Genomic DNA, 15673 nt, shown 5'->3' with positions numbered 1-15673 from the left:
ACAACGCCCTCAACATCACATCTACGTCATACATTGTGGATTCGGCAAGTATTACTATCGACATATTACAGTTTCAGCTTCCGAAAACTGTAAAGTTGTTCCGCTTTTCTCCTTCTGGGGAGTAACTTTGCTTACTGAGCCGCGTCGAACTATGTTCCGAGGCAGATTCCACCCCAAAGGACCTGACCGCCTATGACTGAAGCCGCCGCTAGCGCCGCCGCGGGCCGCGACCGCTTTTTCGAAGCCGCATTGGAGCGCGCCGATCATGACGTGAAAGCGGCGATCGATGCGGAATTGGGTCGCCAGCAGCGTCAGATCGAACTGATCGCGTCGGAAAACATCGTCTCGCGCGCTGTGCTGGAGGCGCAGGGCTCGGTGCTGACCAACAAATACGCCGAGGGTTATCCGGGCCGCCGCTATTATGGCGGCTGCGAATTCGTGGACGAGGTGGAGCGGCTGGCGATCGATCGGGCGAAGCGCTTGTTCGATTGTAAGTTCGTGAACGTGCAGCCGCACTCCGGGGCCAACGCCAACCAGGCGGTGTTCTTCGCGCTGCTGCAGCCGGGCGACAAATTCCTCGGCATGGACCTCGCCGCGGGCGGACACCTCACGCACGGCGCGCCGGCGAATTTCTCCGGCAAATGGTTTCAGCCCGTCTCCTACACGGTGCGACCAGACGATCATCTGATCGATTACGATCAGGTCGCGGAAATCGCGCACCGCGAAAAGCCGAAACTGATCCTGGCCGGCGCCTCGGCCTATTCTCGCGCGATCGATTTTGCGCGCTTCCGCAAGATCGCGGACGAGGTCGGCGCGTATCTGATGGTGGACATGGCGCACTATGCGGGCTTGATCGCGGGCGGGGTTTATCCTTCGCCGCTGCCGCATGCGCACGTGGTGACGACGACGACGCACAAGACGTTGCGCGGCCCGCGTGGCGGCATGATCTTGTCGAACGACGAAGAGCTCGGAAAGCGCATCAATTCAGCGGTTTTCCCTGGCCTACAAGGCGGCCCGCTGATGCATGTGATCGCGGCGAAAGCCGTGAGCTTCGGCGAGGCGCTGCAGCCTGAATTCAAGCTCTATGCGAAGCGCACCGTCGAGAACGCGAAAGCGCTGGCCGAGCGCTTGATCGAGAACGGCCTTGCGGTCGTTTCGGGCGGCACGGACAGCCATTTGATGCTGGTCGATCTGCGGCCGAAGCGCGTGACGGGCAAAGCGGGCGAGCAAGCGCTCGAACGCGCGCTCATCACTTGCAACAAGAACGGCATCCCGTTCGACACCGAAAAGCCGATGATCACCTCGGGCGTGCGCTTGGGCACGCCGGCTTGCACGACGCGCGGCTTCGGCCCCGGCGAATTCCGTCAGGTCGCGGATCTGATCTGCGAAGTGCTGGATGGGCTGTCGAAGTCGAACGGCGATAACTCCGCCACTGAAGCTGCTGTGGCGGCGAAAGTCGAAGCCTTGACCGCGCGGTTTCCGATTTACTGAGGCAGTGGGCAGTGGGCAGTAGGCAATAGGTGAGCGGCGCGACTCCGCTTAGAACCCATTGCCCAAGCCCCATTGCCCAATGCCTGCGAGCGTTAGCGAGCCCAAATGCGTTGCCCGTTCTGCCAAAACGAAGACACCCAGGTGAAAGACAGCCGTCCGACCGAGGACGGCGCGGCGATCCGGCGTCGGCGTCAGTGCGATAAATGCGGCTCGCGCTTCACCACGTTCGAGCGCGTGCAATTGCGCGATCTGGTGGTGCTGAAGCGCTCGGGGCGGCGCGTGCCGTTCGATCGCGATAAGCTGGCGCGGTCGCTGTCGATTGCGCTGCGCAAGCGCCCGATTGAGCAGGATCAGATCGAGCAGATGATCTCCGGCATCGTGCGTAAGCTTGAGAGCCAAGGCGAAAGCGAAGTGAATTCCGAAACCATCGGCGAGATGGTGATGGAAGCTTTGGCCGTGCTCGATCCGGTGGCCTATGTGCGTTACGCCTCGGTTTACCGTGATTTCCGCGAAGCCAGCGATTTCGCCGATTTCATCGAGGAAGCTGGCAGGCCGAAGGGCAAGAGCTAGCGAAAACTCGGCTTCGCGCGGCAGGGTTCGGCGCTGGCCGGCGAGACGCCGGCGGTCCATAAGGCAGGCGATGAACCGGCCGCGCGTCACCCTCAAACTTGCGACTTCGCTCGACGGGCGCATCGCGACCGCATCGGGCGAAAGCCGCTGGATTACGAGTGAAGCGTCGCGCGCGGAAGTGCAGAACATGCGCGCCGCGCATGATGCGGTGATGGTGGGGATCGGCACCGCGCGCGCGGACGATCCAGAATTGCTTGCGCGCACCGAGCCGCCGCCAGCGAGCCAGCCAGCGCGCGTGATCCTCGACACCGAATTTTCTCTGCAACCGGGCGGGCGGCTGTTCGCGAGCTTGGATCGCGCGGAGATCATCGTGATCGGCGCCGACGATGCCGACGGCAAGCGCCGTGCCGTGCTGGAGGGTGCTGGCGCGCGGACATTGGGTGTAGGCCGTGGGCCGGCGGGCATTGATGCGGAAGCGGCGCTGACGATCTTGATGGGCGCTGGCATCGGAAGCGTGTTCGCCGAGGGGGGCGGGCAAGTGGCGGCGTCGCTGATCGCGGCGGATGCCGTAGATCGCCTCGAATGGTTTCGCGCGCCGATCGTGTTAGGCGCCGAAGGGCGGCCTGCCGTAGCGGCGCTTGCATTGGCGCGGCTGGCGGAAGCGCCTACATGGAAGCGCGTGGCGTTGCGTGAGCTTGGCCCCGATCTTTGGGAAAGCTACGAGCGAGCCTGAAAGGCGAAAGCTGCATGTTTACAGGCATTGTCACCGCGCTGGGCGAGGTGAAGGCGGTCGAGCGCAAGGACGGGCTCGTGCGCCTCACTGTCGCCAGTCCGTACGACGCCGCCGGCGTCGAGATCGGCGCGAGCGTGGCGCATGACGGCGTGTGCCTGACCGTGGTTTCGACCGAGGGCCATCAGGGCGGCATGAGCCATGTCGTCGAGGTCGCGGCTGAGAGCTTGGCGCTCACGACGATGGGCGAGTTGAAGGTTGGCGATCGCGTTAATCTCGAGCGCTCGCTGCGGCTGGGCGACGAGCTTGGCGGGCATATCGTGCAGGGCCATGTCGATGGCCTGGGCGAGGTGCTTTCGGTGACGCAGGACGGCGAGGGCTATCGCATCCGCATCCGCCCGCCGCACGCGATCGAGCATCTGATCGCCGGTAAAGGCTCGATCGCCATCGCCGGTGTGTCGCTTACAGTTAATGAGGTCGACGACGAGGGCTTCGGCGTGCTGATCATCCCGCACACTTGGGCAGTCACGACTTTGTCTCGGCTGAAGGCTGGCGATAAGGTCAATTTGGAAGCCGATATGATGGCGCGCTATGCGGCGCGACTGATTGAAGCGCGGAGAAATCAATCATGACGGCACAGCCGTCCCCCATTTCAGAACTCAAGCGCGCCATCTCGCCGATCGCGGAGATCATCGAGGAAGCGCGCGAAGGGCGCATGTTCATTCTCGTCGACGCGGAAGACCGCGAGAACGAGGGCGATCTCATCATTCCCGCGCAATTCGCGACGCCGGCGCAGGTCAATTTCATGGCCAAGCATGGCCGTGGTTTGATCTGCTTGGCGCTGACGGCGGAGCGCACGCGCGATTTGGGGCTAGAGCCGATGGCGCCGCGTAATCAGGCGCGTCTCGGCACGGCGTTCACCGTGTCAATCGAGGCGCGTGAAGGCATTTCGACGGGCATCTCGGCGGCGGATCGTGCGCGCACGATCGCGGTGGCGATCGATGCCAGCAAGGGTGCGGAGGATATCGTCTCGCCTGGCCACGTTTTTCCGCTGATGGCGCGCGACGGCGGCGTGCTGGTGCGTGCCGGCCATACCGAGGCGAGCGTTGATATTGCGCGCCAAGCGGGGCTCAATCCGTCGGCCGTGATCTGCGAGATCATGAACGACGACGGCACGATGGCGCGCCTGCCGGAACTGATCGCGTTCGCGCAATTTCATAATCTGAAGATCGGCGCGATTGACGATTTGATCGCCTATCGCCGCGCCAATGATCGCTACATCGAGAAGGTGCAGGAGCAGCCTTTCGACACCCATGTCGGTTCAGGCTTCCGCGCCGTGGTGCTGCGCAATTGCTTGGATGGCATCGAGCACGTGGCGCTCGTGAAGGGCGCGATTGATCCGAACAAGCCTACTTTGGTGCGGGTGCACCGCGTCGATTTCGCCGCCGACGTCATGGGCGGGTTCGGGCAACGCGCAAACATGATCGACAAAGCTATGGCGGAGATCGAAGCGGAAGGCGCGGGCGTGCTGGTGATCTTGCGCGATCTGGTGCCGGATGCGGTGTCGCGGCGTTTGAGCGGCGTGCCGGCTGAGCTGGAAGGCGAGGACGAGTTGCGTGTGATTGGCTTGGGTTCGCAAATTCTGCACGAGCTGGGCGTCGGGCGCATGGTCGTGCTCGGCAACACGCCGCAGAAACTGGTTGGTTTGGAAGGCTACGGTTTGACGATCGAAGGTTGGCGCGGGTTCAAAGCGTGAAGGACATCGAGAAAACCCCGACGCCGAAAGTGCCCGGCGCGCGGCTGCTGATGGTGATTTCGCCCTATTATCGCGACATCGCTGATTACATGCAGCGCGGCGCGGAAGCGGCTGCGGCTGAAGCTGGCGCGACTTTGGATCGCGTGTTCGTGCCGGGCGCGTTTGAGGTGCCGGCCGCGATCGCGCATGCGGCCAAGACGAATTTGTATGAGGGCTTCGTGGGCCTCGGTTGTGTCGTGCGCGGCGAGACGAGCCATTATGATTATGTTTGCGGCGAGAGCGCGCGGGCGTTGATGGATCTGTCGGTGCAGGGCGGTTTGGCGATCGGCTACGGCATTTTGACGGTTGAAAATATCGCGCAAGCCGAAGAGCGCGCGAAGCCTGAGCGTGGCGATAAGGGCGGCGAGGCGACGAAGGCGGCGCTTTCGATGATCTTGCTGAAGCGCCGTTTCGCGGAGACGGCTCGATGAAGGCCGGTGAAATTGCGGCGCGCAGTGCAGCGCGCTTGGGCGCGGTGCAGGCGCTCTATCAGATGGAAGTTTCCGGCGCGACTACCGCGGATGTGATCGCGGACTTCACCGCCGGCAAGCTGCCGCGCGAAACCGAGGCGAGCTACACCGAGAGCGAAGGCGATCTCGATCTCTTCAAAGTTCTGGTGGAAAAGGCGGTCGATCGCCAGGCCACCTATGACCGCGCCATCGCACGCAATCTCTCCAGGGGCTGGCGGCTTGAGCGCATTGACGCTGTGGCGCGTGCGATCCTGCGTACGGGCGCCGCAGAGCTGGAGCAGCGCAAGGACATCCCGACCGCCGTGGTGATCGACGAATATGTCGAGATCGCGAAGGCGTTCTTTGAAGGGCCTGAACCAGGTTTCATCAATGCCGCACTCGATGCGTGCGCGCATGACTTGCGTCCGGCCGACGAGGGCGCATAAGCGGGCCCCATGTCCGCTGATGAATTCGACCTGATCCGAGACCTGTTCGCGCCGCTGGCGACGCATGAAGGCGCGCGCGGCTTGCGCGACGACGCGGCCGTGCTGCCGAGCTTCGGCAAAATGGTGGTGACGACCGACACCATTGTGGAAGGCGTGCATTTCTTGGCCGGCGACCCGATCGATACGATCGCGATGAAGGCGCTGCGCGCGAACGTCTCCGACCTCGTCGGCAAGGGCGCGAAGCCGGTGGCGGCGCTGCTGAATTTGACGTGGCCGAAAGATCGGCCATCGGAAGAGATCGCGAAATTCGCCGCAGCCTTGGGGCGTGACCTTCAGGGCTTCGGTATGAGCTTGCTGGGTGGCGATACGACGTCGACGCCGGGGCCGCTGACAATCACCATCACAGCCTTCGGCGAGCCGCTCGGCGTGCGTATTCCATCGCGCACGGATGCGAAGGTCGGCGATGATGTCTGGCTCGTCGGCGGCGAGATTGGTTCGGCGTGGCTTGGTCTGCAGGTGCGCACGGGCGCTATTGCGCTGGCGGAGATTCAGCGCGAGCGTGACGAGGTCGAGGCGGAGCGCAACAACCGCGCGTTCGCCGGGCAGATGCCGGACTATCTGACGCTGCCGGGGCAGGACTTCGACGCGGATGCGGCGTGGCTGATGTCCACGTATCTGGCTCCGTTCGTGCGCTTGGAGAGTGCGTCGATCGTGGCGCGGTTTGCCGGCGCGTCGATGGACGTATCAGACGGTTTGGTGGCGGATGCGGGCAAGCTGGCGGCGGCGTCTGGTGTGGCGTTGCGCATCGAGGCCAACGCGATTCCATTCTCCATCCCGGCGCAGCGCTGGGCGCAGACGGGTGGCGACTTCCGCAAATTGGTAACGGGCGGAGACGATTACGTCGTGCTGTTCACGGCGTCGCCAGATGCGCGCGGCGCGCTGCTGGCGTCCGATCCGGATAAATCGCTGCGCCTCGCGCGCATCGGGCGCGTCGAAGCGGGTGCGGGTGTTTCTCTGGTCGATTGGAACGGCAATGCGATTCCCATTTCGGAAACGGGATATTCGCATCAGCTTGGTCGCTAACGCGCCGATAACCGACGCACCCCAAGCTGGCGCAGATGAAGCCGAACACTTTCGCCCGCGCCATCGCTGCTGCGATGATTGCGTCCACATTGCTGGCGGGGCTCGCCAACGCGTCTGGCTCGCCGGCCAAGGAAAAGGGTAAGGCCGAAGAAGGCGAGGAGGGGGCGACCTCGTCGCGCTCGATGGACGCGCCGTATCTGGCCGTGCCGGTGATGCGCGACGGCGTGCTGGTGAATTACCTGTTCGTCTCCATCCGCATCGAAATCGCCCAGGGCGTAGACCTTTGGCAGACGCGCGAGAAGGCGCATTTCCTGCGTGACGCTTTGGTCCGCGCCAGCCACGCCAACGATCTCTCCGATCCGCAGAACAACAACGCCCTCAACGAGGCGCGCGCCATCCAGGTGTATCGGGCCGCCGCCGCGCAAGCATTAGGCGCACAGGCGGTAGCCGGGGTGTCGATCGTGGCGACCTATTCGAGCCAGGGCTCGGGCATTTAGTCTGCCTTGATTTCGCCCATGCATTGCCTAAGCGCGCGGCTTTTGGCAGTAAGCGGCCACCTTTGGGGGAAGCGTCGTCGCTGACTGAATGTCGCGGGGCGGCCAACCCATTCCCCAACCGGCGCGGTTCCGCGCCCAGGATGAAGGTCCCATGAGCCAAGAATTGATCCTTTGGCTGGTCGTAGCCAGCGGCGTCCTCGCCGCGATCTACGGCTGGCTGCAAACGCAAGCCATCACCAAGGCAAGCGCCGGCACCGACCGGATGAAAGAAATCGCCGCCGCCATTCAAGAAGGCGCGCGCGCATATTTGAACCGCCAATACACCACGATCGGCTGGGTCGGCATCGGCGTCGTGATCGTGCTGGCGATCGCGTTCTGGCCGACATGGCAGATTCCAGTCGGCTTCCTAATCGGCGCCATTCTGTCGGGCGCGGCCGGCTTCATCGGCATGAACGTGTCGGTGCAAGCGAACGTCCGCACGGCGGAGGCGTCGCGCACAAGCCTCGCGGGCGGCCTCAAAATGGCGTTCGATGCGGGCGCTGTGACGGGCATGCTCGTCGCCGGCGGCGCGCTGTTCGGCGTTGCGGCGTACTATCTCATTCTGACCTCGTTCCTGGGCCTTGAGCCGACAAGCCGCACGGTTGTCGATTCGCTGGTCGCGTTGGGCTTTGGCGCTTCGCTGATCTCGATCTTCGCGCGTCTCGGCGGCGGCATCTTCACCAAGGGCGCCGACGTTGGCGGCGACATGGTGGGTAAGGTCGAAGCTGGCATCCCGGAAGACGATCCGCGTAACCCGGCCACGATCGCCGACAATGTCGGCGACAACGTGGGCGATTGCGCCGGCATGGCCGCTGACTTGTTCGAAACCTATGCGGTGACGGCGGTCGCGACCATGGTGCTGGGCTCGATCCTGTTCCGCGAAGCGGCTGAAGTTTCGGCGATCATGCTGCTGCCGCTCGCGATTGGCGGCACGGCGATTATCGCGTCGATCATCGGCACGTATTTCGTGAAGCTCGGCTCGTCCAACAACATCATGGGCGCGCTCTATAAGGGCCTCATTGCTGCCGGCCTTCTGGCCATCGGCGGCTTGGCGATTGCCATCCACGTCACGACGGGTTGGGCGTCGATTGCGCCGAGCCTCGGGCCGACGTCCGACCTCGGCGGCATCTCGGGCCAAGACCTCTTCATCTGCGGCCTCATCGGCCTGCTGGTGACCGGCGCCATCGTCTGGATCACGGAATACTACACGGGCACGAACTTCCGCCCGGTGCGTTCGGTGGCGCAGGCTTCGGTATCGGGTCACGGCACGAACGTGATCCAAGGCCTCGCGGTCTCGATGGAATCGACGGCGCTGCCGGCGCTGACGATCGTCGCGGGTATCGTGGCGTGCTTCACGCTCGCGGGTCTCTTCGGTATCGCCATCGCGGTCACGACAATGCTTTCGGTCGCGGGCATCATCGTCGCCCTCGACGCGTTCGGCCCAGTTACGGATAACGCCGGCGGTATCGCCGAAATGTCCGAATTGCCGCCGGAAGTGCGCAAGACGACCGACGCGCTCGACGCAGTGGGCAACACGACGAAGGCCGTGACCAAGGGCTATGCGATCGGTTCTGCCGGTCTCGGCGCTCTTGTGCTCTTCGCCGCCTACACGGAAGACCTGAAATACTACGCCTCGAACGCTGCGGAGTATCCGTTCTTCAACGGCATCGTGCCGGACTTCAGCCTCTCGAACCCGTACGTGATCGTCGGCCTCTTCATCGGTGGTCTGCTGCCGTATCTGTTCGGTGGCTGGTCGATGACGGCCGTCGGTCGCGCGGCTGAATCGGTGGTCGCGGAAGTGCGCCGCCAGTTCAAGGAAATCCCTGGCATCATGGAACGCACGGCGAAGCCGGATTACGGCCGCGCTGTCGACATCCTGACGCAAGCGGCGATCAAGGAAATGATCGTGCCGTCGCTGTTGCCGGTGCTCGCGCCGATCGCGCTGTTCTTCGCAGTGTGGGCGATTGCGGGCGTCTCGATGGCGTTTGCGGCTCTCGGCGCGCTGCTGGTCGGCGTGATCGTGACGGGTCTGTTCGTCGCGATCTCGATGACCTCGGGCGGTGGCGCTTGGGACAACGCCAAGAAGTCGTTTGAAGACGGCTTCAAGGATAAGGACGGCGTGGTCCACAAGAAGGGCTCTGACGCGCACAAGGCGTCGGTCACGGGCGATACGGTCGGCGATCCCTACAAGGATACGTCGGGCCCGGCCGTGAACCCGATGATCAAGATCACCAACATCGTGGCTCTGCTGCTGCTCGCTGTGCTCGCGCACGCCGGCTAAGCGGAAGCTACACCTACAAAAGCAAACGCCCCGGCTTCTGGCCGGGGCGTTTTTCTTTGTTGGAAGTCTCGCTAGCGACGGACCGGTCAGTTGCGGCGACGTGGGCCCTGATCTTCTTCGTCGGCGCGGATTGGCGGTGTGGAGCCCACGTTGCCGAGCAATTGCTCCAGCACGCCGAGTTCACGGCCGCGCGTCGGCGTTTCGTTATCGTCATAAGAAATGATGCGGCCGCGCTCCATACCGTACTTTTCGACGCCCGAGACCACATCGCCATCGAAGCGCACGACCATCACGCGGCGCTCGGTGATGCGCGGCGTATAGAAGGCAACGCGCTCCTGGACCGAGCCGACATAATACCAGGCCGTTTGATCAAACACGGCGCTGGTGGATGGCGAGCCGAAGCGTTGCACGACCGTGTCACGCGTATCGACGCCGACTTGCGGGTCGGGAATTTCCTCATTGTTGCGGTCGGCGCGGAAGCCATTATAGGACTGCACCGGCGCGCAGGCCGCAGCGCCAGCCGCTAGTGCAACGGCAATCGCCGAGAAGCGCAAAAATCCGCGATTCATGTATCCCACCTCGCGGGCGAAACCGCCCAAAACCGGGCGTCAGGGGTAAGGCGGAGCGCGCCGAGGGGCAAGAGGGGACCACATGCCGGTTTGGCCATTCAAGCGGTCGAAGGCCGATATCGATGCGAAACGTCTGCTCGAGGCTGTGACCCAGACCAGCCGTCAGCCCGCCCTGTTCGGCGAAGGCCGCATTCCGGACACACTTGAGGGGCGATTTGAACTCATGGCGCTCAACGCCAGCCTGGCGCTGATCCGATTGCGCGAGGCGCAGGGCGTAGAGAGCTTGGCGCAAGCCTTTACCGACAAATTGTTTCGGCTCTGGGACGCCGGCCTCCGCGAAGACGGCGTGGGCGACCTTGTCGTACCGAAGAGGATGCGCAAGCTTGCGGCTTCGTTTTACGGGCGCCTCAGCGCTTACGGCGAAGCGCTGACGTCGCCAGAGGCCTTGGCGACGGTGATCGCGCGCAATGTGTTCGCTGCTGAGGCGCATGCGTTCGCGCCGGCTCTCGCCGCATACGCCGCGCGTACCGCAGAGACGCAAGCTGGCGGCGAACTTGACGCCCTGTTCACTTCGGAGGGCTGGCCAGCTTACCAAGGCTGAAAGCTCAATTTGGCAATCTAAGGCGCCGGGACTATGGTCCGCGCCCTGCGGCCCCCGGGCGGCCGGTTCTAGGAAATCTACCACGCATGGCCGACGGTCTCGTTCTCTCGATTGACGGGATGGGTGGCGACAACGCGCCCGACATCGTGGTGGAGGGGGTCGATATCGTTGCGCGCAAACGCAACGAACTGCGTTTTCTCATTCATGGCGACGAAGCGCGTTTGAAGGCGCTGCTCGATAAATATCCCGAAGCGAAAGCTGTGTCTGAAATCGTGCCGGCTGAAAAAGCTATCGGCATGGAAGTGAAGCCGAGCCAGGCGTTGCGCCAGGGCAAGGGCTCAAGTCTTTGGAACGCGGTCGCGGCCGTCGAGACCGGCCAAGCGCATGCGGTCGTCTCGGCGGGCAATACCGGCGCCTACATGGCGATCGCGATGTTTCGTCTGCGGACGATGGAGGGCGTGCATCGCCCCGCACTTGCGGCGCGTTGGCCGGCGGCGAATGGCGGCTATGTCGTCATTCTCGACGTCGGTGCGAATGTGGAAGCGGACGGCGAACAACTCGTTGAGTTCGCCATCATGGGCGAAGCGTTTCAGCGCGCGGTGTCGGGGAAAGAGCGCCCGACGGTCGGTTTGCTAAACGTTGGCTCTGAAGATCAAAAGGGTCACGAGGAAATTCGCACTGCAGCGCGGCTGATCCGCGAAAGCGGCGTCGACATGGATTTTCGCGGCTTCGCCGAGGGCGACGACATTTCCAAAGGCACGGTGGATGTCGTCGTCACCGATGGCTTCACCGGCAACATCGCGCTGAAGACAGGCGAGGGCACGGCGCGGCTCGTTGGCCAATTGCTGCGCGAATCTCTGACCAGCGGGATCTTGGCGAAACTCGGCGCGTTGATCGCATATCCGGCGCTGAAGCAATTGCGCGCGCGCATGGACCCCGGCACGTTCAACGGCGCTTTGTTTTTGGGCCTCAATGGTCTTGTGGTGAAAAGCCACGGCAGCGCCAACGGCAGCGGGTACGCCGCAGCGATCGGCGTGGCCGAGAAGATGGCGCGCAGCCATTATCGCGAAGAAATCGCGCGCAACCTAGAGCGCCTGTCGCGCGCTCCGGTCGCCGCCAAAGTCGAGGACGCTGGTTAAATCATGCGGTCAGTCATGCTTGGCGTAGGCAGCTATCTGCCGACGCGCGTCCTTACCAATGCGGAATTGGCAAAGCGTGTCGACACCAGCGACGAATGGATTCGCGAGCGCACCGGCATTCGCCAACGCCATATTGCGGCGGAGGGTGAACGTACTTCGGATCTCGCGATCGACGCGTCTCGCAAAGCTCTGGAAGCCGCGGGCCGTGAAGCCAAAGACATTGATCTCATCATCGTGGCGACGACGACGCCGGATTTGACGTTCCCCGCAACGGCGGCACGCGTGCAAGCTGCGCTCGATGTGCATCAGGGCGCCGCGTTCGATCTGCAGGCGGTGTGTTCCGGCTTCATTTTTGCGCTGGCGACGGCGGACAATTTTCTCGCGCGCGGTCAGGCCAAGACGGCGCTCGTGATTGGCGCGGAGACGTTCTCGCGTCTGCTCGATTGGGAAGATCGCGGCACGTGCGTGTTGTTCGGCGATGGCGCAGGCGCTGTCGTGCTGGAGGCCCAAGCGGACGCGGGCGATCGCGGCGTGATCTCGACCTTCATTCGCACCGACGGTCGCATGCACGATCTGCTCTATGTCGATGGCGGCCCATCTCAGACGCAGACCACCGGCAAGGTGCGCATGATCGGCAACGCTGTATTCCGCCAAGCGGTCGAGCATATCTCCGGCGCCATGCTGGAAGCCTGCGCGCGCGCGCAGGTATCGATCGACGCTGTGGATTGGTTTGTACCGCACCAGGCCAACCAGCGCATCCTCGATGGCGTAGCCCGCAAGCTCGGCATTCCGGTGGATAAAGTGGTCTCCACCGTGGGCGTGCATGGCAACACCTCGGCCGCCTCGGTGCCGCTCGCCTTGGACGCGGCCGTGCAGGATGGGCGAATCAAACCGGGTCAATTGGTGCTGATGGAGGCCCTGGGCGGTGGTTTGACCTGGGGGGCGGCGCTGGTTCGCCTCTAATTGCGTCGCAAGATTTGACCTAACCCTCGGGGGCGACTAGCTTTTCCGAACTCGCGCGGGGATGCGCGCGACGGAGGGGGCTCCGGTGCCTGGCAAGACGATTACCCGTGCTGATCTGGTCGAGGCGCTGGCGCGCCGCGCCAATATGCAACGCGCCGATGCAAACCGCCTGCTCACGCGCATGCTCGAAATGGTTCAGGACTCGCTGGTGGACGGCGATACTGTGAAGCTGTCGCGCTTCGGCAACTTCAACGTGCGCGCCAAACGCCAACGCGTCGGCCGCAATCCGAAGACGGGCGAAGAAGTGCCGATCACGCCGCGTCGCGTGGTGACGTTCCGTCCCTCACAGATGCTGCGTGAATTCGTGGAAAAAGGCGGCAAGGGTCGCGCGAAGAACTAATATCAAGAAATTGGAGGACGGCATGAAAGCGAAGCTCGTTTCCGTGATGGCTCTGCTTGCGCTCGGCGCCTGCGCCACCTCCGAACCGGCGGCTCCCGCCAACTTTGATCCAAGCGCCTGCTACGAGCGGTCGTTCGAAATTTACTTCGAGAGCCAAGAAGATCAGCTGAACGCGCCGGCGCGTGAAGCGATCGACACGGTGCAGCGCCAATTGCGCGGCTGTCGGATCGACAGCGTGCGTGTGCTGGGTCTCGCCGGCGCTGCCGGTGGTCCGCAAGAGAATTTCGATCTCTCGGCGCGCCGCGCGCTCTACATCGCGCAATACATGGAACGTGAGCCTGGCTGGTCGCGCGACAATTTCCAAACGCTCGCGGCCGGCGAAGCCGGGGCCGTGACAGCCGATGGCGCAATCCAACCCATGCGCCGTGTCGCGCGCATCAATGTGCAGGCCAGCGCGCCCGCTGCGGCGGCAAATTGAACTAAACGAGCGGATTTCACCGTCAGCGGCGCGTCAGCAGCCCAGACTTAATGTGCATTCCCAGGGATGGGTTGATGCACAAGGGCAAGTTTCACGCGCACGCTTCATTGCGGTGCGCTCTCGCGGCTTCGACGGCGATCTTCGCGTCGAGCGCTGCTTTTGCACAGGAGCAGAGTGCGGCGGCCGACGCCGTCGGCGCTGTCGTTTACGATGCCGCGTTCTTCGCGCAATTCTCTCCGCGTACCGCGCTCGACATGATCGAGCGGGTGCCGGGATTTGTGCTGGATGAGGGCGCGGAGCGGCGGGGTTTTGCAGGCGCGCAGAGCAACGTGTTGATCAATGGCGAGCCGCCGACATCGAAGGCGCAAGAGATTGACGACATCCTGGCGCGCATTCCGGCACGTGACGTGGAGCGGATCGAGCTGATCCGTGGCGGTGGCGCGAGTGCGGGCAGTGCGCAGAGCATGCATGTCAACGTGGTGCGGCGCGGCGGCGAAGGCGAAGGCGAAGGCATTTGGTCGCTCTCCGCGGAGCGCGCCGAGGAGGGGCGCGTGTCGCCGAGCGTTGGGGCCGCATGGTCGGGGCGCCGTGGCGCGCTTGAATACGGGCTTTCGCTTGATCTCGATGTCGCGCATGCGCCCGTGCGCGGTTTGCGCGTCGATCGTGATGAATCGGGCGAGCTGGACGAGCGCCGCGTTGAGCGTATTCCGCTGGACGGACGCGAAGGCGTGCTCGCGGGTGAGGCGTCGTTTCCGCTGTTTGGTTGGCATACGGCGCTCAATGCGCAGATCAGCCGGAGTGAAAGTGACGAGCGGGAAGCAACGCAGATGTTTGATGCGTTCAGCGTGAGCGACGGCGCTGTCGAGGGAGATTTGGCTGAACGCGAAGATATTGCCGAGCTCAGCGTCGCGCTGCGGCGCGAGTTTGGGCCCTGGCGCGCGGAGTTTGGCGGCGTCGCGACGCGGCGCTGGTACGAGGGCGATGAGGCGACGGTCGAACGCGATGCGGGCGGCGTCCTCGAAGAGGCGGCGTGGCAAAGCCAGAGCCTGGAGAGTGGCGAAACTATTGCCCGCGCCGCGTTGCGCCGCGATCTGCCGCGCGATTGGAGCGTTGAGCTGAGCGCTGAAGGCGCGCTCAACACGTTGGAGCAGCGCTTGGCGCTGGTTGAAGACGACGGCGCAGGGCCTGCACCAGTGGTGCTGCCGTCCGCCAATGTGCGCGTGGAGGAAGTGCGCGCGGAGTTCGGCGCGATGCTTGCTGGACAGCTGTCGCCGCGATGGTCGCTGGAGGCGGGCGCGTCAGTTGAGTTCTCAAATCTCACGCAGAGTGGCGATTCCGATCGCGAAACGGTGCTCGAATATTGGAAACCGTCGTTGCAGCTCACGCGCAGCCTGGGCGAGCGCGACCAAGTGCGCTTCCGCCTTTTTCGCGATGTGGGTCAGCTGGATTTCGAGGATTTTGTCTCGGCGGCGGATATTACGTCGTCTGTCGTTATCGCTGGCAATCCGGGGCTGCGTCCGGAAACGTCCTGGCGTGCGGAAGCGGCGGGCGATTGGCGCTTTGGCGAGGATGGGGCGCTGAGCGTCACGCTCTATCATTGGGCGATCGAAGATGCGCTCGACGTCGTGCCGGTTGGCCCGCCGGGCGATCAGCTCGACGCGCCGGGCAATATTGGCGATGCGGAAATGAACGGGTTTCGCGTCTCCACCTCGATCCCGCTCACATGGGGCGCGTCGCTGCGCATTGATTTCATGGAGCAGCGCTCGCAAGCGACCGATCCGCTCACAGGCGTCAAGCGTGAGCTTTCGGAGATCGACGAAAGCGCGCTGACGATGGGCCTTCGCCAGGACTTCTCAATTTTCGCTTGGGGGCTCGACTACGAGCGCGAGACGGAGACGCCATCGTATCAGCTCGATCAAATTGAACTTGAACGCGACGCGGAAGATTTGACCTTATGGATCGAGACGACCGCTTTCGCTGGGTTGAAGCTGCGCGCGTGGGGCTCGAATCTCACTGACGACGCAGAAACGCGTGATCGCCGCCATTATGATGCGGACCGGCTCGGACTCTTCGATGGTTTGGATTACCGCGCCCGCGGAGAGGGCCCCATGTTCGGCCTCTCCGCGAGCGGGCAATTCTAGC

17 protein-coding genes are annotated in these 15673 nt (G+C 63.6%); 16 read left to right on the top strand and 1 reads right to left on the bottom strand.

Translation table 11 applies throughout. The features are described from left to right. The first annotated feature begins 192 nt into the window (after nucleotides 1-192). From glyA to EPJ54_RS04420, 10 genes are all read left to right on the top strand, one after another. The gene (glyA, locus tag EPJ54_RS04465; RefSeq protein ID WP_135210451.1) at nucleotides 193-1491 is read left to right on the top strand and encodes a serine hydroxymethyltransferase; all 1299 of its coding nucleotides are present in this window, start codon (nucleotides 193-195) and stop codon (nucleotides 1489-1491) included. 105 nt (nucleotides 1492-1596) lie between these two features. Continuing rightward, nucleotides 1597-2061, top strand: coding sequence for a transcriptional regulator NrdR (gene nrdR, locus EPJ54_RS04460; RefSeq protein WP_135210450.1), 465 nt, complete (start codon nucleotides 1597-1599; stop codon nucleotides 2059-2061). Nucleotides 2062-2131: 70 nt separating this feature from the next. Next, nucleotides 2132-2794, top strand: coding sequence for a RibD family protein (locus tag EPJ54_RS04455; RefSeq protein WP_135210449.1), 663 nt, complete (start codon nucleotides 2132-2134; stop codon nucleotides 2792-2794). 14 nt (nucleotides 2795-2808) lie between these two features. Beyond that, nucleotides 2809-3423 (top strand): riboflavin synthase, encoded by a 615-nt coding sequence (locus tag EPJ54_RS04450; RefSeq protein WP_135210448.1) that lies wholly within the window; start codon nucleotides 2809-2811, stop codon nucleotides 3421-3423. After that, on the top strand, nucleotides 3420-4547 hold the full coding sequence (gene ribB, locus EPJ54_RS04445) for a 3,4-dihydroxy-2-butanone-4-phosphate synthase (protein WP_135210447.1): 1128 nt from the start codon (nucleotides 3420-3422) through the stop codon (nucleotides 4545-4547). The genes EPJ54_RS04450 and ribB overlap by 4 nt, the downstream gene beginning before the upstream one ends. Beyond that, nucleotides 4544-5017, top strand: coding sequence for a 6,7-dimethyl-8-ribityllumazine synthase (ribH, locus tag EPJ54_RS04440; RefSeq protein ID WP_239590750.1), 474 nt, complete (start codon nucleotides 4544-4546; stop codon nucleotides 5015-5017). The genes ribB and ribH overlap by 4 nt, the downstream gene beginning before the upstream one ends. Then, nucleotides 5014-5481 carry a transcription antitermination factor NusB gene (nusB, locus tag EPJ54_RS04435; RefSeq protein WP_135210446.1) on the top strand — a complete coding sequence of 156 codons (468 nt, stop codon included), beginning with the start codon at nucleotides 5014-5016 and terminating at the stop codon, nucleotides 5479-5481. The genes ribH and nusB overlap by 4 nt, the downstream gene beginning before the upstream one ends. A gap of 9 nt (nucleotides 5482-5490) precedes the next feature. Beyond that, the gene (thiL, locus tag EPJ54_RS04430; RefSeq protein ID WP_135210445.1) at nucleotides 5491-6564 is read left to right on the top strand and encodes a thiamine-phosphate kinase; all 1074 of its coding nucleotides are present in this window, start codon (nucleotides 5491-5493) and stop codon (nucleotides 6562-6564) included. Between the two features lie 35 nt (nucleotides 6565-6599). Further along, nucleotides 6600-7061, top strand: coding sequence for a hypothetical protein (locus EPJ54_RS04425; RefSeq protein ID WP_135210444.1), 462 nt, complete (start codon nucleotides 6600-6602; stop codon nucleotides 7059-7061). A gap of 151 nt (nucleotides 7062-7212) precedes the next feature. After that, a complete protein-coding gene (locus tag EPJ54_RS04420; protein ID WP_135210443.1) occupies nucleotides 7213-9381 on the top strand; it encodes a sodium-translocating pyrophosphatase in 2169 nt (722 codons plus the stop codon). An 86-nt stretch (nucleotides 9382-9467) separates the two neighbouring features. On the opposite strand, the gene EPJ54_RS04415 is transcribed toward EPJ54_RS04420, so the two are convergent. Then, on the bottom strand, nucleotides 9468-9950 hold the full coding sequence (locus tag EPJ54_RS04415; RefSeq protein WP_135210442.1) for an outer membrane protein assembly factor BamE: 483 nt from the start codon (nucleotides 9948-9950) through the stop codon (nucleotides 9468-9470). A gap of 82 nt (nucleotides 9951-10032) precedes the next feature. Between EPJ54_RS04415 and EPJ54_RS04410 the strand changes: the two genes are divergently transcribed. The 6 genes from EPJ54_RS04410 to EPJ54_RS04385 all read left to right on the top strand — a co-directional run bounded on the left by EPJ54_RS04410 (nucleotide 10033) and on the right by EPJ54_RS04385 (nucleotide 15672). Then, nucleotides 10033-10551: a ubiquinol-cytochrome C chaperone family protein gene (locus EPJ54_RS04410; protein ID WP_135210441.1), complete on the top strand. Its 519-nt coding sequence runs from the start codon at nucleotides 10033-10035 to the stop codon at nucleotides 10549-10551. Nucleotides 10552-10637: 86 nt separating this feature from the next. After that, complete coding sequence (gene plsX / locus EPJ54_RS04405; RefSeq protein ID WP_135210440.1) at nucleotides 10638-11690, top strand: phosphate acyltransferase PlsX; 1053 nt, start codon at nucleotides 10638-10640, stop codon at nucleotides 11688-11690. A gap of 3 nt (nucleotides 11691-11693) precedes the next feature. After that, complete coding sequence (locus EPJ54_RS04400) at nucleotides 11694-12653, top strand: beta-ketoacyl-ACP synthase III (protein WP_135210439.1); 960 nt, start codon at nucleotides 11694-11696, stop codon at nucleotides 12651-12653. An 85-nt stretch (nucleotides 12654-12738) separates the two neighbouring features. Further along, a complete protein-coding gene (locus EPJ54_RS04395) occupies nucleotides 12739-13053 on the top strand; it encodes an integration host factor subunit alpha (protein WP_135210438.1) in 315 nt (104 codons plus the stop codon). 22 nt (nucleotides 13054-13075) lie between these two features. After that, nucleotides 13076-13531: an OmpA family protein gene (locus EPJ54_RS04390; RefSeq protein ID WP_135210437.1), complete on the top strand. Its 456-nt coding sequence runs from the start codon at nucleotides 13076-13078 to the stop codon at nucleotides 13529-13531. A 74-nt stretch (nucleotides 13532-13605) separates the two neighbouring features. Continuing rightward, on the top strand, nucleotides 13606-15672 hold the full coding sequence (locus tag EPJ54_RS04385) for a TonB-dependent receptor plug domain-containing protein (RefSeq protein ID WP_167755574.1): 2067 nt from the start codon (nucleotides 13606-13608) through the stop codon (nucleotides 15670-15672). The last annotated feature ends 1 nt before the right edge of the window (nucleotide 15673 follow it).

The sequence above is a fragment of the Vitreimonas flagellata genome (assembly GCF_004634425.1).
Lineage (GTDB): Bacteria > Pseudomonadota > Alphaproteobacteria > Caulobacterales > Aquidulcibacteraceae > Vitreimonas > Vitreimonas flagellata.
This window is presented reverse-complemented; position numbering and strand designations above follow the sequence as displayed.